Source organism: Candidatus Eisenbacteria bacterium (assembly GCA_020847735.1).
Classification (GTDB): Bacteria; Eisenbacteria; RBG-16-71-46; order RBG-16-71-46; family RBG-16-71-46; genus CAIXRL01.
Genome location: JADLBL010000011.1, coordinates 1 through 24,843 on the forward strand (window position 1 = coordinate 1; position 24,843 = coordinate 24,843).

At 68.8% G+C, this 24,843-nt stretch carries 20 protein-coding genes and 1 tRNA gene; 13 read left to right on the plus strand and 8 right to left on the minus strand.

The features are described from left to right. Positions 1–747: 747 nt before the first annotated feature. From IT347_04725 to IT347_04735, 3 genes are all read left to right on the plus strand, one after another. Positions 748–1,944: an AIPR family protein gene (locus IT347_04725; GenBank protein ID MCC6348884.1), complete on the plus strand. Its 1,197-nt coding sequence runs from the start codon at positions 748–750 to the stop codon at positions 1,942–1,944. A gap of 20 nt (positions 1,945–1,964) precedes the next feature. Continuing rightward, the gene (locus tag IT347_04730; protein MCC6348885.1) at positions 1,965–3,899 is read left to right on the plus strand and encodes an ATP-binding protein; all 1,935 of its coding nucleotides are present in this window, start codon (positions 1,965–1,967) and stop codon (positions 3,897–3,899) included. Positions 3,900–4,095: 196 nt separating this feature from the next. Then, positions 4,096–4,860: an ATP-binding protein gene (locus IT347_04735; protein ID MCC6348886.1), complete on the plus strand. Its 765-nt coding sequence runs from the start codon at positions 4,096–4,098 to the stop codon at positions 4,858–4,860. 188 nt (positions 4,861–5,048) lie between these two features. On the opposite strand, the gene IT347_04740 is transcribed toward IT347_04735, so the two are convergent. Then, positions 5,049–5,125 (minus strand) — tRNA-Met (locus tag IT347_04740). A gap of 217 nt (positions 5,126–5,342) precedes the next feature. Between IT347_04740 and IT347_04745 the strand changes: the two genes are divergently transcribed. Continuing rightward, on the plus strand, positions 5,343–6,155 hold the full coding sequence (locus tag IT347_04745) for a hypothetical protein (GenBank protein ID MCC6348887.1): 813 nt from the start codon (positions 5,343–5,345) through the stop codon (positions 6,153–6,155). Positions 6,156–6,220: 65 nt separating this feature from the next. Here IT347_04745 and IT347_04750 read toward each other — a convergent pair whose 3' ends face one another. Both IT347_04750 and eno read right to left on the minus strand, forming a co-directional pair. Next, positions 6,221–6,586: a septum formation initiator family protein gene (locus tag IT347_04750; GenBank protein MCC6348888.1), complete on the minus strand. Its 366-nt coding sequence runs from the start codon at positions 6,584–6,586 to the stop codon at positions 6,221–6,223. Between the two features lie 91 nt (positions 6,587–6,677). Next, on the minus strand, positions 6,678–7,964 hold the full coding sequence (gene eno, locus IT347_04755) for a phosphopyruvate hydratase (protein ID MCC6348889.1): 1,287 nt from the start codon (positions 7,962–7,964) through the stop codon (positions 6,678–6,680). A 193-nt stretch (positions 7,965–8,157) separates the two neighbouring features. Between eno and IT347_04760 the strand changes: the two genes are divergently transcribed. The 4 genes from IT347_04760 to IT347_04775 all read left to right on the plus strand — a co-directional run bounded on the left by IT347_04760 (position 8,158) and on the right by IT347_04775 (position 11,677). Further along, positions 8,158–8,727: a sigma-70 family RNA polymerase sigma factor gene (locus IT347_04760; protein MCC6348890.1), complete on the plus strand. Its 570-nt coding sequence runs from the start codon at positions 8,158–8,160 to the stop codon at positions 8,725–8,727. Beyond that, entirely contained in the window at positions 8,724–9,341 is a 618-nt protein-coding gene (locus IT347_04765) for a zf-HC2 domain-containing protein (GenBank protein MCC6348891.1), read from the plus strand. Before IT347_04760 ends, IT347_04765 begins: the two co-directional genes overlap by 4 nt. Beyond that, complete coding sequence (locus IT347_04770) at positions 9,319–10,419, plus strand: hypothetical protein (GenBank protein ID MCC6348892.1); 1,101 nt, start codon at positions 9,319–9,321, stop codon at positions 10,417–10,419. Before IT347_04765 ends, IT347_04770 begins: the two co-directional genes overlap by 23 nt. A gap of 256 nt (positions 10,420–10,675) precedes the next feature. Next, on the plus strand, positions 10,676–11,677 hold the full coding sequence (locus IT347_04775; protein ID MCC6348893.1) for a hypothetical protein: 1,002 nt from the start codon (positions 10,676–10,678) through the stop codon (positions 11,675–11,677). Between the two features lie 31 nt (positions 11,678–11,708). On the opposite strand, the gene IT347_04780 is transcribed toward IT347_04775, so the two are convergent. The 5 genes from IT347_04780 to rlmN form a co-directional block, all read right to left on the minus strand. Beyond that, a complete protein-coding gene (locus IT347_04780; protein ID MCC6348894.1) occupies positions 11,709–12,386 on the minus strand; it encodes a DUF4390 domain-containing protein in 678 nt (225 codons plus the stop codon). A 15-nt stretch (positions 12,387–12,401) separates the two neighbouring features. After that, positions 12,402–13,700, minus strand: a complete 1,299-nt coding sequence (locus IT347_04785; protein MCC6348895.1) for a BamA/TamA family outer membrane protein — start codon at positions 13,698–13,700, stop codon at positions 12,402–12,404. 181 nt (positions 13,701–13,881) lie between these two features. Beyond that, complete coding sequence (locus tag IT347_04790; GenBank protein ID MCC6348896.1) at positions 13,882–15,249, minus strand: sigma-54-dependent Fis family transcriptional regulator; 1,368 nt, start codon at positions 15,247–15,249, stop codon at positions 13,882–13,884. An 8-nt stretch (positions 15,250–15,257) separates the two neighbouring features. Further along, positions 15,258–16,769 (minus strand): HAMP domain-containing protein, encoded by a 1,512-nt coding sequence (locus tag IT347_04795; protein ID MCC6348897.1) that lies wholly within the window; start codon positions 16,767–16,769, stop codon positions 15,258–15,260. Between the two features lie 16 nt (positions 16,770–16,785). After that, on the minus strand, positions 16,786–17,856 hold the full coding sequence (gene rlmN / locus IT347_04800; GenBank protein ID MCC6348898.1) for a 23S rRNA (adenine(2503)-C(2))-methyltransferase RlmN: 1,071 nt from the start codon (positions 17,854–17,856) through the stop codon (positions 16,786–16,788). Between the two features lie 132 nt (positions 17,857–17,988). Here rlmN and IT347_04805 point away from each other — a divergent pair, with 132 nt between their 5' ends. The 5 genes from IT347_04805 (at position 17,989) to IT347_04825 (ending at position 24,812) form a co-directional block, all read left to right on the plus strand. Then, positions 17,989–18,531, plus strand: coding sequence for a winged helix-turn-helix transcriptional regulator (locus IT347_04805; GenBank protein ID MCC6348899.1), 543 nt, complete (start codon positions 17,989–17,991; stop codon positions 18,529–18,531). Between the two features lie 56 nt (positions 18,532–18,587). Then, positions 18,588–19,514, plus strand: a complete 927-nt coding sequence (locus IT347_04810) for a hypothetical protein (GenBank protein MCC6348900.1) — start codon at positions 18,588–18,590, stop codon at positions 19,512–19,514. Between the two features lie 147 nt (positions 19,515–19,661). Beyond that, positions 19,662–19,970 carry a hypothetical protein gene (locus IT347_04815; protein MCC6348901.1) on the plus strand — a complete coding sequence of 103 codons (309 nt, stop codon included), beginning with the start codon at positions 19,662–19,664 and terminating at the stop codon, positions 19,968–19,970. Positions 19,971–20,063: 93 nt separating this feature from the next. After that, complete coding sequence (locus IT347_04820) at positions 20,064–23,186, plus strand: sigma 54-interacting transcriptional regulator (protein ID MCC6348902.1); 3,123 nt, start codon at positions 20,064–20,066, stop codon at positions 23,184–23,186. 810 nt (positions 23,187–23,996) lie between these two features. Beyond that, positions 23,997–24,812, plus strand: coding sequence for a hypothetical protein (locus IT347_04825; protein MCC6348903.1), 816 nt, complete (start codon positions 23,997–23,999; stop codon positions 24,810–24,812). Positions 24,813–24,843: the final 31 nt, after the last annotated feature.

Sequence of the window (24,843 nt, forward strand, 5' to 3'; positions counted from 1 at the left end):
GCCTGCGGGTTCCGCAGCCGCGCGCGCTTCCGCATCGCGATCTACTTCCACTGCGGCGGACTCGACCTCTACCCCGCCTGCGCGTGGTCAGGCGCATGATTCCAGCCACACCATTCTCGGAAGCCCCCGGGTTATGAGCCGGACTGTCTGGGTGGGCACGGGTCGGACGAGGTGCGGGCCGCGGTGCGGTGCCTCCAGAAGATGACATCGATGACCTGGACCGACGTCTTCAGGACAGGGGGCAAGCAGCCACAGAGCAGGACCGGACTACACTGGACGGTCTACCCCAACTCAGCGCTTAGAGGCGTCACTCGTCCGGCGAACCTGAGTCCTGACGTCCGCATCGTCGGGATCCGAGCGTCCGAGCGTCAGCGCATCTTCGGCGCGCACCTTGACGACGCCTTTTACGTGATCTGGTTCGACCGTTGCCACGGCATCGTCCCCGCCTGACGGGCCCAGCAGCAGTTCCTCGACTTTGGCGCCGAGCGCGTGGCCGGTTCATGCGCATTCTTCGGCGGTCCAGCCGGGACGCGCGGTAATTGCCCTTCCCTGGAGTCGCTTGACGAACTGCAGTCCAGGGACCTCCCCGTAGCCTGGCCCGCCGAGATGCGCCGCACTCCACGCTTGACTTCGGTGTGCCGCAGAGCGGAGACTGCGCCCCGTCGCGCCAAATAGGCCGACGCCAGCTGCAGGGGTCCACCCTCAGTTGGGCACAAGGCGAATCGCCTTTGCGATTGGAGCGCCACCATGGCCGCTACGACCCATCTGACTTTCCCCGTTGTTTCGTTCCGCCACCTCGAAACCCCGTTTCAGCCGAAGGGGTTCCGCGACTACTTCGCGATCGTCGAGGTGAAGAATCTTCCCGATCTCACTGATTGGCGGAAGATCAACGTTCGTGACCCGAAGCTCACTGGGTCCGTCCCGCGAGCCATCCGCGACAGCCTGCACGCGAACACGGAGACCTTCCTCTTCCTGAACCGCGGGCTCGTCATCTCGGCCGCCGACGTGTCGTTCGACAATCGCTCCGGCAAGTTGTCGCTCGTGATGGAGGATCCGAATCTCCATGGGCTGATGGATGGCGGGCACACGTACAAGATCCTCATCGAGGAGCAGGAAGGTCTCGAGGGGACTCAGTACGTCCGACTCGAGATCATTCAGGGATTCACGAAGGACGACATCCGCGATCTCGTCGACGCTCGCAACACCTCGAATCAAGTGCGCGACGAGAGCCTGATGAACTTGGCGGGCGAGTTCGACAAGCTCAAGAGGGCTGTCTCCCGTCATCAGTACGCTGAGCTCATCGCGTACAAGGAGCACGAGATCATGGAGGACGGTGGCACCAAGCCGATCGACATCCGTGAGATCATCTCGCTGCTCATGGTTTTCGATCGGGAGCACTTCGATGCTGCCACCCACCCGATCAATGCGTATCGCTCGAAGGCTGCCAGCCTGAACCACTTCGGCCAGAACCGGAGGTCCTTCGAGAAGATCTACCCGCTTGCGAACGACATTCTCCAGCTCTGGGACCACATCCACCTGCAGCTGCCCGAGCTCTACAACCGGGCGCGCGGGAAGGGAGAGGATGTGAGCGGTGGGAAGTTCGGGAAGCTCACCGGCGTGGCCATGTACGAGGGCAAGCGCCGCGAACCCCTCTATTTCGTCAAGGGCGATTCGAAGTACAGTATTCCGACCGGGTTCAAGTACCCGATCCTCGGTGCGTTCCGTGCAATTCTCGAAGAATCTGACGGGCGGTACGTGTGGGGCAAGGGTCTCGACCCTAAGGTGCTGCTCATGTCCGGGCTCGGGGAGACGCTTGCCGGTATTGTCGGCAACTTCGCTCTCGATCAGCGCAACCCATCGAAGACGGGAAAGTCGGCACTTGTCTGGCAGAGTTGTTATCAGGCCGCGGAGCTGGTGTACCTGCGGTCGAAGGCGGCGAAGTGACTTCCGCTAAGGGAGACTCGATGACGCTCTTCGATTCGACGAACGACTCCCATGACGGGATGGTCCTTCGCTTCCGAACGGGTGCGGCGATGCCCGCGCGACTTGGCGCGGAGCAGCTGAAGGACGAGATCACGGCGGTGCTCGAACTGGTGAAGAATGCCTATGACGCTGATGCCTCGCACGTGCTTGTCGAATTCCGCGAGGGCGAGGTTGGCCAGACGATCACGATTCAGGACGACGGCAGCGGCATGGGGCTGGACGACCTTCAGGGCAAATGGGCCTGGCTGGCCACCGAGAACAAGATTCGAGACGAGCGTAGTCCGAAGCTGAAGCGGCGGCGCCTCGGACAGAAGGGCGTCGGTCGGTTCGCCGCGCAGAAGCTGGGCCACACGCTGCTGCTCCGGACGCGGCCCGAGGGGCAGGCGGATGTCTATCAGGTGCTCTTCGATTGGGACGAGCTGCAGGGCGACCGTGAGCTTGGCGACTACGAGTTTCCAATCAAGATCAAGGGCTCGAAGCTGTATGAGCCCGTGCACGGCTCTCGACTTGAAATCAAGCCGCTGCGGATTCGGTGGTCGAAGCCGCGATGGGTCAAGCTTCGGGCACAGCTCGCGCAGCTCATCGACCCCGAGGCAGGAGTTGCTGACTTTGCGGTGGAACTCCGCACACCTTGGCCCGAGCTGAATGGTGTCCTGCGCAACCCGCTCCAGGGAAAAGAGACGCACTCGCTGGAGTTCATGCTGGGCGCGGACGGGAGCCAGCGCATCGTGCTCACAAAGGATGGAAAGCCGAAGGTCGAGACACGGGCGGTAGACATACCGGGCTTCGGCGCGCTTGGCGGACGGCTTCGCTACTACGGCCAAGGCTTCCGCAAGGCCGAGGTCAGCCGGGGTGGTGACGCGGACGCCGACTGGAACATGGGGGTGCGGGTCTTTCGCGACGCGTGCCGCGTGAGACCGTATGGAGAGCCCGGACCCGAAGGTGACTGGCTGCAGATCTACCGCACCCGGTACACCGGCGGCAGCCGCTTCCGCCTCAAGCCGCACTACCTCGAGGGGTCGATTCACATCTCGAAAGACGCGAACCCCGCTCTGCGGGACACGACGAGCCGCGAAGGGATCGAGCTCAACGACTCCTACGCTGAGTTTGCCGAGTACGTCAGGTCCATGGTCGGCCTGCTCTCCGACTTTGTCAGGGAAGACGAGGTGCGGGAGGAGCGTTCACGCATGCAGGAGCGCTATCGCAAGGCCCTCGATCCGCTTTCCAGCGGGCTCAACAAGCTCAAGAGCGATCGCTACACCAGCGCGGTCGACCGAGCCGACCGGAATATTCGAAAGGCACTGACGGAACAAGGAGTGAAGGCTGTTCCCGTCGTCAATAACTCGCACTGGGAATGCCTGGACTGCACGGACAGCTGGAAGGCGCCTCGAGACCAGACGCCCCGAATCTGCCGCGAGTACTCAGTGGGCCGTGACGGAAAGCCCACCGGCAAGGTTGGATGCGGTAGCTCAAACATCCGGCGAAAGGAAAACACGGCTCGTGACGGCCACGACCCCGCAGGCTTACCAGGTGCGCTGGCCGACCTGCTTGCAGGCAATCCCGCATTCGTGTCAGGTACCCAGCTGAGGCCCGTCATCGACTGGGAGATGGGCGAGAACGACGAAGAGGCCGAAGTGAGGACCACCGAGCGCCAGCTCGCGATTAACGGGCGGCATCCTTTGTTCAAGGCGGCGGATTTGCTAGACGGGAACGAGACGAAGGAGGGGGAGGCGTTTGAGAACCTCCGTGCCGTCGCGGCGCTGAGCATGCACATCGTCACCTCGGCGGCTCATGCCTGGGCAAAGTGGCACTTCGAGCAAGCGGGTCGCGAGTTCGAGATCTACCTGGCCAGGCTCACGGAACTCAAAACTGCGTGCCTCGTGGGATCCGCAGCGCAGCAAGTCAGGGACGAGTGATGGGCGACAATTAGAACCACCGCCCGGCGCCAGACGGCGCGCTGCGCCACCTGATCGATCATGGCGAGGGGATCTCGGCGGCGGCGGTCGCAGCGATCGTGCACTCGGGCGAGCCGCTGGCGCAGCCGACGGCGGTGACCATCGCCGAGGTGGATCTGGAGCCCTACGACGCGCTGGCGGGGTGTGCGTGATGGCGATGACCAGCGCGCTGAAGACCGAGTTGACCCAGCACCTGAAGGATCTGCACCTGCCGACGATCCGTGAATGCTACGCCGAGCAGGCCGACAAGGCGCGCCAGGAGGACCTTGCGCACGAGCGCTACCTGCTCGAGCTGGCGCGGCGCGAGAGAGAGGTACGCCGGGCTAACCGGATCGCGCGACTACTTCGCGAGTCGCGGCTGCCGCTGGAGAAGAACCTCAAGACGTTCGACCACAGGCGCCTGCCGGCGCGCGTTCACCAGCAGGTCGAGGTCCTGCTCGAGGGCTCGTTCCTCGGTCGGCACGAGAACGTGCTGGCGTTCGGCAACCCCGGGAGCGGCAAGACCCACCTGCTGTGCGCCATCGGCCAGGAGCTGATCGTCCGTCGCCGGCGCCGGGTCTACTTCTCCCCGTGCAACCTGCTGGTGCAGGAGCTGCTGGTCGCCAAGCGCGGCCTCAAGCTGGCTCGGGTCCTGAAGCGGCTGGCCGCCCACGACGCGATCGTGATCGACGACATCGGCTACGTGCAGCAGAACCGCGAGGAAATGGAGGTGCTGTTCGCTCTGCTCGCGAACCGCTACGAGCGCGGCAGCGTGATCCTGACCAGCAACCTGCCGTTCTTGAAGTGGGAGTCGATCTTCAAGGATCCGATGACGACGGCGGCGGCGATCGACCGCCTCGTCCACCACAGCGTCATCCTCGAACAGAACCTGGCCAGCTACCGCTTGGAGGCGTCGAAGAAGGGCAAAGAGAGCAAGAGCTGAGGGTCAGAGTCCGGGAGAAATAGTTGTCGCCGGCCGGAAAGAATAGTTGTCGCTGATCAGCCTTCAGCCGCGGCAGGCCGTTGGGGAACCGCTCCGGTGCTTCGCGAATGCCTCGGCGAGCACGCGGGCCGAAGGGTCGCCAGAACGACAACGAGCCCCGGCGGGTTACCCCACCGGGGCACTCAAGTTGGTAGCGGGGGCTGGATTTGAACCAGCGACCTTCGGGTTATGAGCCCGACGAGCTACCAGGCTGCTCCACCCCGCAACAGTGCCGGCAAACTAGCGGCCGGCACGCAGGGTGTCAAGGCCGCCCGGCGCCTGGCCGGGTGCCCGGCGATGCGGTCGCGGCGCCGGGAACGCGGCAACTCCGGCCCGGCCGTGGCGTTGCGCGGGCCCTGCCGCGCCGATATGCTGCGCCGTCTGACCGGGTGCACCCACGCTTCCTGAACATCCTGAACGTCACGTTTGCACGGAGGTTTCCGTTGATTCGATTCCGTCCTTGGGCCGTGCCGGGGGCCGTGCTCGTGTGCCTGCTGGCCCTGAGCGCGGGTCGGGCCCGGGCCGCGGCCGAGGTCCATCGGCTGAACTTGATGCTCTCGGGCATCCCGACGAGCGTCGCGGGTGGCGACTTCAACGACGCGATCGAGCGGTACAACAAGCTCAAGCTCGACCCGGTGGGCTACGAGCATCTCGAGAAGATCGCGTTCACGTGGGCGTTCGACGGTGAGCTGCGGTATTTCGTGCGACCGAACTTCGCGGTGACCGCGGGCATCTCGCACCTGCGCGCGGGGCAGCGCAAGGAATTCCTGCCCAGCATCACGACGGGCATCAACCTGCACACCGAGGTCCTCACCGTGCCCGTGCACGTGGGCGCCGCCTACTACCTGCAGCCCTACAACCAGGGCGACTTCCAGGCGCGCGCGTACTTCGGCGCCGGCATGGTTCAGTACACGCACACGCGCGCCCGCTTCGAACAGGTGTTGTCCATGGCCACGTTCGACTCGACCCTGTACGCGAACTCGGGCGGCACCCAGCGCTACTCGCTGACGCAGGACGCACCCGGCTACTACGTCGAGGGCGGCGGTCACATGTTCTTCGCGAGCCGTTTCTCGGCGATGGTGGGCGTCGTCTACCGCAGCGGCGTGCTGCGCGGCATGGTGCTCGACGCGGCCGACCAGGACGGCGTTCCGACTTCGACGCCGCGCTACACCGCGGTGCTCAATCCGGACGGCAGCCCGTACAAGCTGGACGTCAGCGGGATCGGCGTGAAGCTGGCGGTCGGCATCGGGTTCTGAAGCCGGCGCCGAAGGACGGCGGGGCGGGCGCCTTCGAGGGCGCCCGCCCCGCTTTCGTCTTCCCCTCAGCGCGCGAGCGAGTCCGCGTGGCCGTTCCCGAGGCGGTAGATGGTCTCGTTGGGGCGCGCCAGGCCCTGCCGGCGCAGGACCTCCTCGGCGTGCTCCTGCCGCACGCGCGGGTCGTCGAGCCGCGCCTCGAGCTTGCGCGTCTCGGCCTGCACGCGCCGGGTCTCGACGTCGGTCTCGGTGAGTTCCTGGCGCAGGCGCACGATGCGCCACAGGCTGTGGTCCGAGAGCACGGCCGCCCACAGCAACCAGGCCGAGACGGCGAGCAGGGCCCAGCGGATCCACCGGCGCTCGCCACCACCGGGCAGGTAGGGTGAGCGCAGCGGCTTCTTCAGGACGCGTGCGGTGATGTCCCTGGGGCGCACGTTCGACCTCCCTGTCGGTTGCGCCGGCGCGCCGCGCGGTTCGAGGCGTGCCGTCCTCCGGCGGCGCCAGTCCGTGGCGCCGGTGCAGCGATCAGCGGAGCGCCCGAAACGCCTGCCGGCCGGGATAACGGGCGCTGGCGCCGAGCTGGTCTTCGATCCGCAGGAGCTGATTGTACTTCGCGACCCGGTCCGTGCGACACAGGGAACCGGTCTTGATCTGCCCGGCGTTCGTGGCGACCGCGAGGTCGGCGATGGTCACGTCCTCGGTCTCGCCCGAGCGGTGCGAGATGACGGCCGTGTAGTTCGCGCGCTGCGCCATCTGGATGGCGGCCAGCGTCTCGGTCAGCGTTCCGATCTGGTTCACCTTGACCAGGATCGAGTTCGCGGTCTTCTCGCGGATGCCGCGGGCGAGACGCTCGACGTTGGTCACGAACAGGTCGTCGCCGACGAGCTGGATCCTGGCTCCGAGCTTCTGGGTCATGAGCAGCCAGCTGGCCCAGTCGTCCTCGGCCAGCCCGTCCTCGATGCTGACGATCGGGTAGCGCGAGCACAGCCCCGCGTAGTAGTCCACCATCTCGGGGCCCGAGAGCTGCCTGCCCCCGTCGCCCGCGAGCACGTAGCGGCCGTCCTTGTAGAACTCGCTCGAAGCGGGATCGAGCGCGAAGCAGACCTGTTCGCCGGGCTTGTAGCCGGCCTTCTCGACCGCCTCGACCAGCACGACGAGGGCTTCCTCGTTCGACTTGAGGTTCGGCGCGAAGCCGCCTTCGTCGCCCACCGAGGTGGAAAGCCCGCGCTTCCTGAGCACCGAGGCCAGCGTGTGGAACACCTCGGCGCCCCAGCGCAGGCCCTCGCGGAACGTCGGGGCGCCGAGAGGGACGATCATGAACTCCTGCAGGTCCACGTTGTTGTCCGCGTGCTTGCCGCCGTTGAGCACGTTCATCATCGGCACCGGCAGCTCGTGCGCGTGCGCGCCGCCCAGGTGCCGGTAAAGGGGCACCTCGAGCGCGGCCGCCGCAGCGTGCGCGACCGCCATGGAGGCGCCGAGCAGCGCGTTCGCCCCCAGCTTGCCCTTGTTGGGCGAGCCGTCCACCTCGATCAGCCGCGCGTCCACGCCGGACTGGTCGTAGGCGTCCATCCCGGCAAGGGCGGGGGCCAGCGTTTCGTTGACGTGCCGGACCGCCTCGAGGACACCCTTGCCCCTGTAGCGGGAAGCGTCTCCGTCGCGCAGCTCGACGGCCTCGTGTTCGCCCGTGGAAGCTCCCGAGGGGACGGCCGCCCGCCCGAGGGCGCCGCCGTCGAGCAGGCATTCAACCTCGACCGTGGGATTGCCCCTGGAATCCAGAATCTCCCGCGCATGCAGTGCCGTGATGGTCATCATGGCCGGCAGGCTACGAGGGGCACGATTCGAGCGTCAAGGCCCGCGCCCTGGGGTGTGCCCGGATGGGTCCGACGGGCGAAATGCACGCTTTCGGGCCTCTGGGTCTTGACCGCGCCCTGACCGCCTCCCTAAGGTGCGCCGCCATGAAACATCGCCCTCCTCGAGCCCGTAGGCGGGCACAGGTCGTTGGAACGTGAGCGGCGAGGATGCCGAGCTCGTTCGCGGGGCGCTCGCGGGCAACCAGAAGGCCTGCCGGGACCTCGTACTCCGCTACCAGCGCCAGGTTTTCTCGGTGCTCATGCGGGTGGTGCGTAGCCCGCAGGACGCCGAGGACTTGACCCAGGAAACCTTCGTCCGGATGTTCCGGGCGCTGGAACGATACGACCCGGAGAGGCCGTTCACGGCCTGGCTGTTCACCATCGCGACCCGCCTGGGCATTGATCACCTGCGGCGGAGGCGCGTGAAGACGGTCTCGCTGAACTACTCGGAACCCGGGTCCACGGAGGAGCGCACGATCGACGTGGAGGACCCCGGCCTTCTGCCGGACGAGCAGGCGGTGCACGCGGAGGAGGAGGTCCGGGCCAGGGACCTGATTGATTCGCTGCCGGAGCACTACCGGATCGTCGTGGTCCTCCGGCACCAGCAGGACCTGTCGTACGAGGAGATCGCGGAAGCGCTCAACATGCCGCTCGGCACGGTGAAGGCGAGAATCCACCGCGCGCGGGCGCTCCTGAAGGACCGGCTCGAAGGCCAATCGTCATGAATCGTCACCTCGACTTCGAACTCGTGCAGGACTACCTCGACGGCGAACTGAGCCACGAGCAGTCGCGCGAGCTGGAAGCGCACCTCGCCGATTGCGCGGAATGCGCCCGCGAACTGGCGAGCTATCGTCTCGTATTCGAGCGTCTCGAACATCTGCCGCTGTTCGATCCCGGCCCCGGGCTGGTGGATCGGGTGCTCGCCGAGGCGTTGCCCGCGCATCCCGCGCGCTGGGTCCGGCTCGCCGGCTGGGCGTACGGCGTCAGTCTCGCGGCCAGCCTCGGTGGACTGGCGCTCGCCCTTGCCGCTCCCGTGTCCCGTGCGTGGCTCTTCACGCTCACGGCCGACGCGGCCCGCTCGCTCGTGCGCGCGTTCCTGTTCGTGATGCAGTCCCTCAATACCGGCCTCGTCCACGCCGTGGAGCTGGTGAGCACCCGTGGCGAATGGCTTCGCTCGCTGCCGGCGCTGCAGGCCGTCCTCAAGCCCCTTTCGCAGCCGGTGGTTCTGTTCACGATCTGGGCCGCGCTGCTCGTGGGCGTGGCCCTGCTGTGGTGGATGCGCCCGCAGCGCGGGCGGACGATGGGAGGGAGCCGCCATGTCGGCGTCCTGGGCTTCTAGGAACTGGAAGCGCGCGGCCGCGGCCCTCGCGGTGCTGGCGGTCGTCTCGGGCAGCGCGGCCGCCGATGTCGTGGTCCATCGCGGAGGCGACTCGGGCGAGGTCGTTCGCCGGGTACGCATCTCGAACAGCGGCGTGATCGTGGTGAAGTCGGGCTCCTCGGACGGGGACTCGGCCGCGGCCGCGGATTCGTCGGCGGACATCGCCCTGCACGGGGACGGCGGCGCCGGCATGGTCCGCCTGTTCTCCGACGCGAACGTTGCCGCCGGCGAACAACTGGACGGCGACGTCGTCGCGGTCTTCGGCAGCGTTCACGTCGCCGGCAACGTCTCGGGTTCCGTGGTCGCCGTGTTCGGCTCGGTGGAGTTCGAACCCGGCGCGAGCGTGGACGGGGACGCGGTCGCCGTCGGCGGCGCCGTCCAGCACACCGAGGGCGTGCGGATCGGCGGCCAGACGGTCTCGATCGGCCTGGCGCCGCTCAGCTTCGGGCTGCCGGGTGTGCCGGTGATGCTGGCGTTCCTCGCCCTGGGCTGGATCGTCACCCTGTTCTTCGGCTGGGTCTTCGCGGCCCTCTTTCCCGAACGGCTGGTGCGCGTCGCCGTCACTTCCTCGCGCCGCACGCTGCTGTCGCTGGTGCTGGGCCTGCTGGCGTTTCTCGTCATGCCGGTCGCGGCGATCCTGCTCATCGTCACCGTGATCGGGCTGCCGATCGGGATCATGCTGCCCTTCGTCTATGTCGCGCTCGTGTATGCGGGGCAGATCGCCGGCACCTACGTGCTCGGCTGCAAGCTCACCCGCCGTCCGCTCGATGGCCGGGGAGCGATGCGTCCGATCCTCGCCGGAACCTTGCTGGTCGGCTGCTTCTTCGCGATCGGTGTGCTGCTCTGGAGCAGCCCGGGCACGGCGCGCACCTTCGCGGTGTTTTTCCATCTCGTCGGCCTGCTCGTCATGACGGGTCTTTCGGTGATCGGCTCGGGCGCCTTCCTGCTCTCCCGGCTGGGCACCCGTCCCCTGACCCTCGGGGATGAGCCCGCGGCGGCGAACACAACCGCCGCCGGCGCGGCCTCCGCCATGCCCTGACGAACCCGCCCCGCTTCGCCGCCGCAGTGGACCCGAACCGCCCTGGGTGACCTGGCCCGGGGCGGTTTCGCGTCTGGGGCGACGAACCCGAAGAATCGCTCCTGACGGCGCATGCAACCAGCCCGAGCACGGAGGCGGGTCCCGGCCGGCGCGCCGAAAGCGTTGCGGCACAGGCCGTAACAGTGCCGTGGGTCGGGCGGCCCGGTGGCGGGCGAGACGCATGACCATGGCACAGGGCTCGCCATGAGAAACCTGCATGACGCCCGCCCGTCACCTTCGCTTCCTCGGCCTCGCCGCCTTCCTGCTGGCGTCCCCGGCGATGCCCGCATTCGCCAACGAGGTGGCCGCGAGCGCCGCCGCGCCCGGCATTCGCCTGCACACGGCGCAGGAGACGCTTCGGGACTACTGCCGCTGGGTGGACGGGAGCCTCGTGTTCAGTGTGCCCGGCGGCGCGAGCTGGGAACTGGTCACGAGCGTGGACGATCCCGCGATCTCGAACCGGGGCGACGGCCAGTTCCATCCGTTCGATCCGGCGCAGGTCGGTGTCGCGCTCACCGGCATCCGCTACCCGCTCCAGCACGTCTCCGCCGAAGTCTTCGTTCTGCCGTACCCGCGTCGGCTGGGCCTCGAGTCGGCCGCCGGTCCCGGCCTGATCCTGCTTTCGCCGGGCGTTCGCGAGATGGCCGCCGAACAGCAGATCGCCGAGTTCACGCACGAGCTCGGCCACGTCGTGCAGCATGTCGTCCTTCCCGACAGCGACACCGAGAACTGGAGCCGCTACCGCGAGCTGCGGGGCATTGACGACGCCGAGGTATACACCGGCACGTCGGCGCACGCCGACCGGCCGCACGAGATCTGGGCGGAGGACTTTCGCGTGCTCTTCGGCGCTCCACTCGCGAACACGGCGGGAACCATCGAGAACGCGGAGCTCGAGTACCCGACTCTGGTCACCGGTCTTTCCTCCTTCATGGCCTCGCTGGCCGCTCCGGCGGGCCGTCCGCTGGCGCTGGCGGTGCTCGGTACGGGCGGGCGTGGCGCCGTGCGCCTGGCGCGTGCGGGCTACTCGCCGGCGCCGCTCGACCTGTACGACGTGACCGGGCGCCGCCTGGCGACGGTGACTCCCCTCGCCGACGCGCTCGGCTCGACCTGGCTGTGGGACGGGCGCGACAACACGGGCCGCGACGTGCGCGCCGCGGTGGTCTTCGCACGCGTGCGCGACGGCTCGGGCGGCGTGACGCGCATCGTCCGCCTGCCCTGAGCGCGGCGGCCCGGGCGCTGATGCCCGGGCGTCAGCGGTCCGGCAGGCTGTCGGGCGAGAACTCCGCGCTCACCGCGCGTGCCCGCGCATCGCCCAGCCCGGCGATGTTGCGCACCGTGTCGAACAGCGCGCGTGGCAGCGCGGTCAACGCTCCGAACCCAGAGCCCTGCCGCCCGCGAACCTCACCGGAGAGCGCCTCCTCGACTTCTTCGGCGTCCTCGACACTGAGCGGCTTCACCGTGGCCGACAGCACCACGAAGTAGCTGGCTGACGGCGCGAGCCGATCGGACCGCGGAAACGACATCGCGAACGGGCCCGAGAGCGCGGACTCGAGCGAATCGAGGGAAGAGACCGTTATTGCCGGGAGCCCGGCGCGTTCCAGCAGCCAGGCGTTCGCCCACACGTCCCTGCGCAGGCGCACGGTGGCGTCCATCGAGCGCTCGACGCGGTCGAACCAGCCGTTGCGGCGGCGCCACAGCTCCGCATGCAGCGCGAGCGTCACCGGCATGCCCCGGGACAGGCTCTGTTCGACCCGGGTTTCCAGCGGATCGCCGAGCCGGAACGAGATGCCGATGCGTCCCTCCACGTCGCGATGGGGCCGCAACGAGGCGAACTCGATCGCGCCCGCGGGCGCGGCCGAGAGCAGCACGAGGACCGCCGCGACGAACGCGGACACGGAGCGGGCGGGGGCGGGGAGCCGGGGAGTCAAGCGGTCCTTGTTCGGCTAGAAGGGTCGGTTCAAGCGGAGTCCCACCACGAAATCGGAGCCCGGATCCTGGAGGTTGCGGGCGAAGGTCACGCGCACGTCGTCCTCGGAGGTGGACAGGCCGACGCCGCCGTCCACGGCGAAGTGTTGCCGGCCGACGTCCCAGGCGCCGCCGGAGCCGCTCCATGCCGTGCCCGCGTCCGCGAACACGATCGCGTGCAGGCCGCTCTCGAAGCCGCCCTCGCGGAACCGCCACAAGCCGACCGTGTACTCCGCCTGCGCGAGCGCCATCCGGTCGCCGCGGAAGGCGCCGATGGGATGCGCGCGCAGACCGTCCACGCCGCCGACCGCGAACTGTTCCTGGGCCGGCAGGGTGCCGGCGAGCCGCGAGCCGCCGACGGCGCGCAGCGCGAGCGTGGTTGCCGGTGAAAGGCGCACGACGCTGCGCAGGTCGGCGAGCGCGCGCGTGTAGGTGAAATCGCCTCCGAGCTGGCCACCCGCGCGCTGCAGTTCGATCCAGTGATAGAAGCCGCCGCGCGACAGCTGCGTCCGGTGGGCGAGCCGCTCGAGGCGGACGAGCGCCCGACGGGCCACCCCTTCGTCGATCGCCGGGTTCGGGCGCAGCGGCCGATCGGTGTGGAGCCAGGAGCGGACGTGGCGGCTCGAGGCGAGCGAACGGTACTCGTCGCCGCGCAGGTGGACGCTGACGGTGGAAAAGTCCGGCACGCGCCACGACAGGTAGGCGCCGAAGCCCTCGCGCTCGAAGTAGTCGCGCCAGTCCTCGTGCGCGACGAGCAGGGCGAGAGAGTTCTCGAGGTCCTCGACCTGCTGCAGGTCCGGGTGGTCGGTCCGGCGGATCATCCCGACGCCCAGCACGAAACGGGCGGTCGGCAGCAGCGGCTGCTCGATCTGCACGCCGTAGAGCACGCGCCGGCGCCCGGTGGCGTAGTCCAGGCGTGCGCCGAGCCGTGGGTTCATGGTCTGCGGCTGCTGCGCCTGGAACCACAGGCCGTAGCGCAGCAGGTCCACGCGGTTGTAGTCGAGCGACAGGCTGAAGTCCGTGGCGCGCCGGGCGTGAGCGTCGCGCCAGGGCTCCGGCGCCGTGAGCAGGGCATCCCCGACCGGCGCACGCAACCAGTCGCCCTCGCTGTCGCCGCGCAGCGGGAGCGAGCGCTCTTCGAGGACGGGTTCGGCTCCGGCGCTGTCGCGGTAGCCGCCGAACGGGCGGAAATCCATGCTGTCCGCCGCGGCGCCCTGGCTGCGGGCTGGCGGCGCGACGAGCAGGGCGAGGAGCAGGACGATGGGCCAGCGATTCACGCGATGCCTCCAGGGCGGGCAGGGAACGGACGACGCGCCCAGTCAGAAGGCAATGCGCATACCAGCGCCACGGTCCGAACACGGGCACGGGCCCGCGCCGGACGCGGAGTTGCGCGGCCGCGGCGCGCGCCGCCGCGGCGAACTGTCGCGCACGCGCCACAGTGCTGTGGCCGCGACGCGCTCATCGCCGGGCGATGCCGTACTTGCGCATCTTCCGGTGCAGGTTCGTGCGGTCGATGCCCAGCCCGGCGGCGGCCTGCGTGACGTTCCAGTCCGCGGCCTCGAGCGCCCGCCGGATCGAATCGATCTCGCTGCGCGCGACCCGTCCGCGCAGCCCGGCCTCCTCGCCGTCGCCCGGCTGGCTTTCGAGCCAGGGCAGCAGGTCGGCGGGCGTGACCTGCTCGCCCTCGACCAGCACGACCGCGCGCTCCATGAGGTTTCTCATCTCGCGGACGTTGCCGGGCCACGGATATTCGGCGAGCAGTTGCTCGGCCTCGGGCGTGAGCCGCAGGCCGGTGCGACCCTCGATGGCGGCGAACTGGGCCAGGAAGTAGCGAGCGAGCGTGCCGATGTCTGCGCGCCGCTCGCGCAGCGGCGGAACCTGGACGGGCAGCACGTTGAGCCGGAAGTACAGGTCCTCGCGGAACTCGCCCGAGCGCACCTGGTCGGCGAGGTCCTTGTTGGTCGCCGCCACGAGCCGGACGTCCACGCGGGCGGTTCGCGTGCCGCCGACCCGTTCGAGTTCGTTCGTCTCGACGACGCGCAGCAGCTTGGCCTGCGCCTCGGGGGCGAGATCCCCGACCTCGTCGAGAAACAGCGTGCCTCCGTCGGCCAGTTCGAGCCGGCCCTTCTTGCTCTGCACGGCTCCGGTGAACGCTCCCCGCTCGTAACCGAACAGTTCGCTCTCGAGCAGGTCCCTCGGGATGGCGGCGCAGTTGAGCTTCACGAACGGCCCGGACGAGCGCTTCGAAAGCGCGTGCACCGCGTGCGCGACCAGTTCCTTGCCCGAGCCGTTCTCGCCCGTGACGAGCACCCGACCCGACGAGGGGCCGACGCGCCGAACCTGCTCGCGGAGCCGGGCGATCGCCGGGCTGTCGCCGACCATGCCGAGCGTCTCGTCGCCGGCGGGAGGCGCGCCGCCGGCCGGCGGGCGGGGAGCGCGACGCAGTCGCGAGACGCGCACCGCTTCGGCCAGGGTCACGAGCAGGGCCTCGGGATCGCGAATCGGCTTCTCGATGAAGTCGAAGGCGCCGCGCTGGCCCGCCTTGAGCGCGTTCTCGACCGTGCCCTCGCCGGAAACGATGAGAACGGCCGTGTCCGGCGCCTGTTCGGCGATGCGCACCAGAGCGTCGAGCCCGTTCTCGCCGGGCATGCGGATGTCGAGCAGCACGACGTCGAATCGCGCGGCCTCGAGCTCGGCGTAGGCCCCGGCCGCGTTCGGCGCCTCCCGGACGACGTGCCCCTCGTCCTCCAGCACGCCGCGCAGCTGGCGGCGGATCGCGGAGTCGTCGTCCACCAGCAGGATCTGGAAGGAGTCGTGCCTGGCCATGGGTTCGATCATCCGTTCGGAGTTTGGAGCGGGAGCGAGAGCCGGGCGCACGCCCCGCCGCCCTCGCGGTTCGACAGCTCGACGTGGCCGCCGTGCTGGACGGCGATGTCGCGTACCAGCGAGAGGCCGAGTCCGCTGCCGCGGTTGCGGGTGCTGACATAGGGTTCGAAAACGCGTTCGGCGAGTTCGGCCGGAGGACCTGGTCCGCGATCGAGCACTTCGAGGCGCGCCTGCGCGCCCTCCGTGCCGACGCGCACCTCGACGGTGGCGCCCGCCGGGCTCGCTTCGCACGCGTTGAGCAGCAGGTTATGTACGGCGAGCGACAACAGCAACCGGTCGCCGCGCACCGGGGCGCTGCCCGCGCAGGTGACCCGCACCGTCAGGCCTTCGGGCTCGTGCAGCGCCGCCGCCGAGCGCGCCACCTCGCCCAGGTCGAGCCCTTCGAGTCGCGGCTCGGGCAGCCGGGCGTAGTTCGAGAACTGCTCCGCGAGCCGCGCGAGATGCTCGACCTCCTGCAGCAGCGCCGCGAGGCTGTCGCGCACCGCCGCCCGCTCCCGCTCGGGCACGGCGTCGGCTCGTTTCTGCAGGCGGTGAAGCGACAGTCGCATGGGGGTGAGGGGGTTCTTGATCTCGTGCGCGAGCCGGCGCGCGACGTCGCGCCATGCGGCCTCCCGTTCGGCGCGGGCGAGTCCCTCGCGGGCCTCGGCCAGGCGTGTCGTCATCGCGTTGAACGAGGACGCGAGCGCCCGCAGCTCGGGCGCGCCCGCTTCGGCCACCCGGGCGCCGAGGTCACCCTCGGCCACCCGCCCGAACGCCGCCGTCAGGCCCACGAGCGGTTCCGACATCTGGCGCGACAGCGTGCGGGCGAGCAGCACGGCCGTGACCGCGACGAGCACCGACAGCGCCCCGACCAGCAGCCACACCCAGCGGTGCTGCAGGTCCACGAGCACCGCAAGCCGGCCGTAGTAGCCGCGCGCCTGGCCGATCTGCTCGACGCGCGCGAAGAAATCCGGCGTGAGCCGCACGCCGGTCACGATCGCCGCGTCGGGCCCCATGGCCGCGACGGCGGCGAGCACGCCACGCGGCGAGCGCAGTAGGCGTGAACCCTCGAGCGCGGACCCGATCTCGGGAGCAAGGTCGAGCGTGTCGGCGGCCAGCACGCCGCCGGGCACGATCTGCTCGGCGACGTGCCAGCCTCCGTTCACCCGCACGCAGACGAGGACGAAGTCGAGCCCGGCGTCACGAAGTCCGTCGCGCAGGCGCGAGCGGCGGGCGGCGTCGAGCGGCAGGGGCTGGAGTTCGGCCGCCCACGAGTCGGCGCGCTCGAGCACCGTCGCCTCGAGCCGGGTGAGCGCGGTGCGTGTGACCTCGACGGCGGACTCGAGCGCCTGGTCCACTCCCGGCCGGTACCATCGGTCGGTGGAGCGGTTGAGCTGGTCGATCGTGAAGACCGCGAAGCCCAGCGTCGGCAGGAGCGCGAGTGCCAGGAACGCGACGAGCAGCCGGGCCCGGAGACTCACGCGGGCGCGCCGTCCGTCACGCCTGGGGCGAGAGGCCTCCGAGCTGCCCGCAGGCCGCCCAGATCTCGCCGCCCATCGTGTTACGGACCGTTACGGCCGGCGCCCGGGGGTGGAGTCTTGCGGCGAATTCGGCGATCGCCTGCGGACTTGGCCGCTTCCATTCGAGTCCCGGCACCGGATTGTAGGGAATGATGTTGATCTTGCTGGGCAGGGCGCGAGCGAAAGCCGCCAGACGGTCCGCGTCCCCGGGAGAGTCGTTGACGCCCCCGATGAGCGTGTACTCGAGCGTCACGCGGCGCCCGACGGTGGCGCCGTACTCGTGGGCGGCGTCCAGTACTTCGGCGATCGGCCAGCGGCGATTGACCGGCATCAGCCGGTCCCGCACCTCGTCGGTCGTGGCGTGCAGCGAGAGCGCGAGCCCGACCTGCAGGTCGAGCCTGGCGAGTTCGCGGATCTGCGGGACGAGTCCGGAGGTCGAGACCGTGATCCGCCGCGCCCCGAGGTTCAGGCCGCGCTCGTCGTGCAGGATGCGGATCGCCTCGCTCACCGGACCGAGGTTCGCCAGCGGCTCCCCCATGCCCATGAAGACGATGTTGAAGCGGTCGTCGCGCCACTGGTGCAGGTCGCCCATCACGAGCACCTGCGCGATGATCTCCTCGGCGCGCAGGTTGCGCAGCAATCCCATCCGTCCGGTCGCGCAGAAGGCGCACTTGAGCGCACATCCGACCTGCGACGAGACGCAGAAGGTGAGGCGCTTCGGCGTGCGCATGGACACGCTCTCGACCCGCGCGCCGTCCTCCAGCGTGAACACCAGCTTGTGGGTGTCACCGTCGGCGCTGGCGAGCACGTGCGCGGGCGGAAGCGCCATGTCGAGGATGGCGCCGACTTCCTGCCGGAGGCTGGCCGGCAGGTTCGTCATCCGGGACGGCTCTCGAACCTGTTTCTGATAAACCCACGCGAACAACTGGTCCGCCCGATAAGCCGAAAGCCCCATGCGACCCAGGTGTCCGGCGAGGCGCGCTCGCGCGAACCCGTAGAAACTTGGGGTTGAATCGTTCGAAGGCAGGATTGGGATCGCGGATTCCATGCGGGTTCCAGGTGATGATGCGTTGGGGCGCGACGGGCCGCAAAGTACCACAGCATTCGACGTTGCGACCACGGCCAGCGGCATGATATGCATGGCGATGCAATGAATGAAGCCGCCTCGGATCTTCACGCCATGCTCGCCTCGCTGGGGCATGCCTCACGCCTTCGCATCGCGCTCAGCCTCATCCAGGGAGAGCGGTGCGTCGGCGACCTCGCGCTCGCCATCGGCCTTTCGCAGTCCTGCACCACTCGGCACATCCAGGCGCTCGAGCGAGCCGGCCTGGTGAGGTCGCGGCGCGACGGTAAGCGCGTACTGGTCGGGCTCGACCGGGAGCGCCGCGGCGTGGCCCCGCTGATCGGCTGGCTGCTGTCGGGCTCCGGGACGGCGTCCGGCGCCGGTGGCATCGGCAAAGGCCCGCGGCCGAGCCCGTCGAGGGCGACCCGATCCAGTCGAGCCACCAGAGCCGTGGGCGAGCAACCACCCCGAGCGCTCCATGGTGCCTCGCGGACGCCGGAGCCGGCGGCCGGAGCATCTGCCCCGGAGACTTCCGTGGGAGGGGACGCGGAAACGCCTCACTACTCCGGCCCGGCATCTGGTACATCTGCGGATTCCAAGCAAGATTCGCGGCCCGGATTCCGCCGCCCTCGAGAGACGCTGGAGGATTTCCTGTTGTAAACGTCGAAGGACCCGAACATATGCGTTTCGGTGCAATAGATATCGGTTCAAACTCCGTGCGACTCCTGGTTGGTGGTCTGACCGGCGACGACCCGTGGGCCCCTGACCTCGAGTCGGTGGCGCGCGCCGGCGAACCTTGTCGACTTGGCAAGGGGTTGCACGAGTCGGGCGTCATCGCCGACGAGCTGATCGACCGGGCGTCCGCCATCGCACAGGAGTTCGCCCGAAGGGCACGCTCGCTGGGCGCCGCTCACGTAATTGCCGGCGCGACGGCGGCGCTGCGAAGCGCCGCCAACGGGCAGGAGGCGGCCGAGCGCATCGCCACACGAGCAGGGTTGCCGGTCCGCATTCTGAGCGGCGACGAGGAGGCGCGGCTGGTCTACCGGGCGGTGGTTCTGGGGCTCGGAAGTCGGTCGCGCGCGAGTCAGTGCGTGATCTTCGATCTGGGCGGCGGCAGCACCGAGGTGGTCAGCGGGGTCGGCGCCAGCGCCGGACGCTGGAACAGCCTGCCATTCGGTGCGGTTTCGGTTCACGAGCGCGCCCTCTCTGGCGATCCCCCGGACGATGCGACGATCCGTTCCGCAAGTGACATCATCACCCGTGAACTTATGCATGGCTGTGCACAGTTGCCCGAGCGCAGTACGTTGCTGGCGGGCGTTGGCGGAACGGTGACGGTGCTCGCGTCGCTCGACCGCGGCCTGACCGATTACGACCCGGCCATGCTCGAGGGCTGGTACATCGAGCGTTCGCGCGCGCAGGCGCTCATCGATCGCATCGTCCGGCTGTCGCTCGCCGAGCGTCGCAATCTCCCCATCATGGGGGAGGGCAGGGCGGACATCATCGGGGCGGGTGCCCTGATCGTCCGGGCGCTCATGGAGCGCTTCCAGGCGCCGGGGCTTGTGGCCTCCACGCAGGGCCTGCGCTACGGGCTGGTCCGCCTCGCCGCCGAGGAATGGCTCTCGGGCCGTCGGACGGGCAGTTAGCCGTTGACGATTCTTTTGCAGGCGGCGGATACTTCCCGCAGGCAACCGCTGGTCCCCACTCCATTTTGTTCGCTGCCGTCCCGGCGTCCTCCAGCCGGGCGGTGTTGTTCGTCACTTCTTGCCAGTGCTGGAGGGAGCGGGATTCGCATGACCAAGCTTCGCAGCAGACTCCTCGTCTCACTGGTCCTTGCCGCGGTGGCGATCGCCATCGCGGGGATCGAGGCCGCCTCGGCCCGACCTTCCGAGCGCCGTTCGCTTCCGGCTCCGACGTCGTTCACGTCGTCGCGTCCGGGCGCCGGTTCGTTCGGTGGGGAACCGGACCCGACCGGCAACGGTTCTCCTCAGCCTTCGGTCAAGCCCGCTTCGCTGGTCGGGCTGCCGAATTTCTGGCTGCTGGACTACTGGATCAAGTGGCGGATGCGGAGCCATCACGCCCAGCGACACGCGAGACGCTGACTTTCGGTCTTCACGTGGCTCGATGACGTGCAGGTGCAAGGGCAAGGTGGTCCGAGCACCCAACCGGGTTTGTGAATCGTCGAGGACTTGACCGTGCAGAGAGCGATCCCCCCCGATCAGCCTGAACGGGTCCTGCTGCCGCGAGACGGCTTCGGACAACGCGAGGCGGTCGGAGATCTGAATCTCGCCGCGGACAACTACGCGGGCGCCGTCGAAGCGTTTGGAGCGGCCCTTTCGGCCACCGACGCGCACGACGTGCCGTCGCGCGTTCGCCTGCTGCTCAAGCTCGCGGAGTCCGAATACCACCGGGGCGCGAGCGACGCCGCCGAAGCGGCCGCCCGCAGGGCGCGGGTCGAAGGGCGCGTCCTGGAGGACGGGCGCGTCCGTGCCGCCGTCGCGGCGCGACTCGCCGCGGTTTCGTTCGACGCGTCGAACTACCGGCGGTCGTTGCGCTACGCGCGCTACGCCTACGCCGTGCTTCGGGACACGGACGAGCACCGCACCGTCGGGAACATCGCGTTGACGCTCGGCAGCAACATGCAGCGCCTCGGTCAGCCTCACGCCGCCATCGAGTGGTTCCAGAACGCCGCGGCGACTTTCCGCCGCATCGAGCACGCCGAGGGCCTCGTCATCGCCCTCAACAACCTCGGCATCACGTACAAGAACCTGCGCGAATGGCGCGAGGCGGTGCGCTTCCTGGAGCAGGCGCTGGCCATCGACGAGCGCAAGGGGCTGTACGCCCGCATGCGTTCGCACCATCAGAGCCTCGGCCTGATTCGCTATCGGCTCGGGCAGTGGGATCTCGCGGACGAGCACTTCCGTCACTCGCTTCGCATCGCCCGCGAGGTGGGCCACCCGACGAGTGAAGCGCAGGCGCTGCTCGCACTCGGCATGCTCTGCCGCCGCCGCCGCCAGTACGAGCGCGCGGGCGAACACTACTCGCGAGCCCTCGAACTCGCGCGCCAGACGGGGGCGCAGCGCGAATCGCAGTTGGCCCGCGAGTTCCTCGCCGAGATCGAGCTCGATCGGGGCCAGGGCGCCGCCGCGCTGGCGCTGCTCGAGCCCGCGCTCGAGGAGGCGCGCGAGTCGGCGCCGCACGGCGACATGACGATGGAGCTGGAGACGCGCGTCGGTCTGGCGATGCAGTGGATCGGTCGCCTCGACGAAGCGCATGCGCACGGCATGAAGGGGCTCGCGCTGGCCGAGCGACTGGGCGACCGCGTCGAGCACGCCATCGCCCTGCGAACGCTGGCTCGACTCGAGGCCCTGCGCGGGCAGGCGGCCGCGATGGAGCGGCACCTGCGGGACGCGATCGAGGCGTTCGACCGGCTGGGCGAGTCCTACGAGCACGCGATCACGCTGGCGGAATGGGGCGAATACCTGCTGCTGCTGCCGGCGAGCTCGCGGCTGCGCCTGGCGCTCGAGCCGGTCAGCGACGCCGCGCGTCGCGCCTCGGCCATGTTCCGCCAGCTCGGGGTCGTTTCGCTCGCCGCCGAAGCGCTGCTGACGCTCGCGCGGCTCGAATCCGAGCGCGAACACTACGACCAGGCGCTGTCCCTGCTCGAGCAGGCCGAGTTGTGGCTGACCGAGTGCACCGATTCCGGCACCGAGGAGCGGCTGGCCACGCTGCGGCGCGACATCGAGCGCCAGTACGTCGCGGTTTCGCTCTCGACGTGCAACGAGTTCCGGGCGCTCGAAGAAGCCAACCGGCTATTCCGCGAGACCAACGACATGGAAGGTCTGCTCGCCCAGATCGTGAAGCTCGCGGTCGAACACTCGGGCGGCGACCGGGGGTTTCTCGCCTTCAGCTCGACGGGGGGGCGCCTGGACGTCGTCGCTCAGCACGGGCTCGGCCGGGATCGTGCCCGCCGCGTGTTGCGCGTGCTCGAAGAGGTGGGCGGCGCCCGTCTCGCCGAGAACGGCCCCACCTTCTCGAGCCGTGTCGCCGCCGACCCGCGGTTCGGAGCCGCGCTCACCGAGGCGCTCGAAGGGGTGGGCTCGCTCGTCTGCGTACCGCTGAACTTCCCGTCGCAATCGGTCGGGCTGGTCTACGTGGACCGACTCAACGACAACCTGCTCGGCGCGTTCCGCCAGCGCGAACTGAACATGCTCGCGGTGCTCGCGAACAGCGCCGCCGTGGCCATCGTCGAGGCGCAGCGCTCGCTGCTGCTGACCGAGAACCAGCAGCTCCGCGACAAGCTTCGCCCCAGCCCTGGCACCGAGCGCATCGTTTCGATCTCGCGCGAGATCGCCGACATCCTGCTGCTCCTGCGGAAGGTCGGCGACAGCAACGCCACCGTCCTGTTCATGGGCGAGACCGGCACCGGCAAGGGCCTGTTCGCGCAGGTCGTGCACGAGACGTCGAACCGTCGCGACCATCCGTTCGTGCAGGTGAACTGCGCGGCGCTGCCCGAGCAGTTGCTCGAGAGCGAGCTTTTCGGCTACGTGCACGGAGCGTTCACGGGCGCGACCCGCGACAAGACCGGACTGTTCGAGGAGGCCGCGGGCGGCACCATCTTCCTCGACGAGATCGAGAAGATTCCCGAGGCCATGCAGGCGAAGCTGCTGCACGTTCTCGACCGCGGGGAAATCCGACCCGTCGGCGCGACGCGCACGCGCAAGGTGGACGCGCGTGTCATCTGCGCGACGAGCAGCGACCTGCGCGAGCGCATTCGCGAGGGACGGTTCCTCGAGGATCTCTACTACCGGCTCAACGACATCACCGTGCGCGTGCCCTCGCTTCGCGAGCGGCGCGAGGACATCCCGGTGCTGGCTCAGCATTTCGCCGCGCTTTACTCCCGGCAGATGGACAAGACCCTGCGAGGCTTCACGCCGGAAGTCATGCGCACCTTCCTTTCGCACGAGTGGCGCGGGAACGTGCGCGAGCTGGAAAAGCTCGTGAAGCGAATGGTCGTGCTGGCGGACGAGGGCGACACCCTGGGATTGGAGCTGCTGCCCGCCGAACTGCGCGACGTGCGCGCGAGCGAGCCGGCAGCCCGGGCGCCGAGCGGGCCGCCCCTCGAGGGGCCGCCGGGTGGCAGGACGCTTCGCAGCGGCGTCTCCGAACTCGAGAAGCAGATGATCGCCGGCGCGCTCGCCCGGCACAGGGGCAACAAGGCTCGTGTGGCGCGCGAACTGGGGGTGAGCTACCCGACGTTGCTCAACCGGATCCGTACCTATCGCCTCGAGGCTCCGCAGGAGGAAAGCCGGGGCTAAAAGAACTTTCCGAACCGGAACCCGAAGATTGTTTTACAGGCATGTTGGCCCCGTTCAGGCACTTAGCCAGAACGGGGCCTTCGACTTTGAAAGCTGTTTCTACATCACGCGAATCCGGCATGCCGAAAGGCGGATTCGAACGTCGCTCGATCTGTCGCGTAACCCGCTTGCACGGCACCGATTGAAAGAATGTCCGGCAGTTGTGCGCGCGCTGGCACAGCGGCTGCTTTGTCATCGGGCCGGAGGGGGGGACCTCCACACAACCGGCGGAACATCGCCGGGCACATCTGGGCTAGCCGGCTGCGCGGGGACTGGTCGAGGGTACGAGCCCCGTCTAGCAGACAACGCATCGGAATCCGCCACCGGCTAGCTTGGAGTTTCAGATTTGAAGCAATCCTCTGGTCGTTCGGTGATGGGACGGCCCCGGGATGAGGAGCGAGAAGTACCCGGTCAGGCTCTTCGTCTCGCGGGAGTACGCCGGGCCAGAGGTTTCGGACACCGGTTATTCGCGGCTTTGGCCAACACTGGGGGATGTCTAGGCTGTAGACGCGATGAAGCTCGACCGGTGTCCACCCTGTTCAGCCGGTGTGGCGCCCTTTGCACACCTGAGTCCGAGGCGCACACCGCACCGCCGCCGGTTCCTCGAGCCGGCGGCGGTCTCAATTCTTCCAACCCGCAGGGGGATCACGCGGTAGCTTTGAACCCGCCGGGGTGGGAACGTCCCGGTGCCCGGCGCGTCCATCTGGCACGGGCATTGCCGTGTAAGTCCACGGGTAACGGATTGCGTCCCATTCGAGCGGAGATCGTGTCATGCGTACCGTCCTCCTGCTTTCCGCCTTCGCGCTGGCGTTCCTGGTCGCCGGCTGCAACGAGACTTCCGCGCCTCGCGACGTGACCCCTCCGGCCGCGCCGCGCGGCCTCTACTCCGTCACGGGAGATCAGCAGGCCACGCTGCACTGGCTGGCCAACACCGAAGGCGACGTCTCCGGCTATCGCATCTACACCGCTTCGCTCGCGGACGGCGCCGACGGGCCCTACTACCGGGTCGGCACGACGACACAGACCAGCTTCGTCGTCGCCGGAATGACCAATGGCGTGACCCGGTACCTGGCGGTCTCGGCGGTGGACAACGCCGGAAACGAGAGCGAGCTCTCGTACGACACCGTCTTCGACACCCCGCGCCCGGCGGGTTTCGGCGCCACGCTGTCGAACTTCCTCGACGGGGTGACCGGCGCCGGCTGGGATTTTTCGGCCGCCTCGACGCGGGCCTCCAACGATCCTGCCACGGACATCTTCTTCGGCTACAACGGCAGCGTGTTCCAGATGTTCACGCCGGACGTCAACACGGACATTCAGGACATGGGTTGGACTTCCAATCTGGACGCCATTGACTTCGCGCCGCCCGCCGGCTGGTCGCCGACCGGGTCGGTGGAACTGATCCCGGGCCACGCCTACGTGGTCTGGACCCGCGACAACCATTACGCCAAGTTCCGGGTCACGAGCCTCTCGGCCTCGGCGGTGGTGTTCGACTGGGCCTACCAGACCGACCCGGGCAACGGCGAGCTCATGGTCCAGCGCACGACCCGCGAGGGCGAGGCGGGCCGGCCGATCGCCTGGCTGAGGTGAAATCAACGTGAAGCGGGCGGACTTCGGAGGC

What these genes read in the sequence shown, in the direction of transcription:
- IT347_04725 (MCC6348884.1), top strand. Translation starts at nt 748, where the DNA reads ATGGCCGCTACGACCCATCTGACTTTCCCCGTTGTTTCGTTCCGCCAC.
- IT347_04730 (MCC6348885.1), top strand. Translation starts at nt 1,965, where the DNA reads ATGACGCTCTTCGATTCGACGAACGACTCCCATGACGGGATGGTCCTT.
- IT347_04735 (MCC6348886.1), top strand. Translation starts at nt 4,096, where the DNA reads ATGACCAGCGCGCTGAAGACCGAGTTGACCCAGCACCTGAAGGATCTG.
- eno (MCC6348889.1), bottom strand. Translation starts at nt 7,964, where the DNA reads ATGATGACCATCACGGCACTGCATGCGCGGGAGATTCTGGATTCCAGG.
- IT347_04765 (MCC6348891.1), top strand. Translation starts at nt 8,724, where the DNA reads ATGAATCGTCACCTCGACTTCGAACTCGTGCAGGACTACCTCGACGGC.
- IT347_04770 (MCC6348892.1), top strand. Translation starts at nt 9,319, where the DNA reads ATGTCGGCGTCCTGGGCTTCTAGGAACTGGAAGCGCGCGGCCGCGGCC.
- IT347_04775 (MCC6348893.1), top strand. Translation starts at nt 10,676, where the DNA reads ATGACGCCCGCCCGTCACCTTCGCTTCCTCGGCCTCGCCGCCTTCCTG.
- IT347_04790 (MCC6348896.1), bottom strand. Translation starts at nt 15,249, where the DNA reads ATGGCCAGGCACGACTCCTTCCAGATCCTGCTGGTGGACGACGACTCC.
- rlmN (MCC6348898.1), bottom strand. Translation starts at nt 17,856, where the DNA reads ATGGAATCCGCGATCCCAATCCTGCCTTCGAACGATTCAACCCCAAGT.
- IT347_04805 (MCC6348899.1), top strand. Translation starts at nt 17,989, where the DNA reads ATGCTCGCCTCGCTGGGGCATGCCTCACGCCTTCGCATCGCGCTCAGC.
- IT347_04815 (MCC6348901.1), top strand. Translation starts at nt 19,662, where the DNA reads ATGACCAAGCTTCGCAGCAGACTCCTCGTCTCACTGGTCCTTGCCGCG.
- IT347_04825 (MCC6348903.1), top strand. Translation starts at nt 23,997, where the DNA reads ATGCGTACCGTCCTCCTGCTTTCCGCCTTCGCGCTGGCGTTCCTGGTC.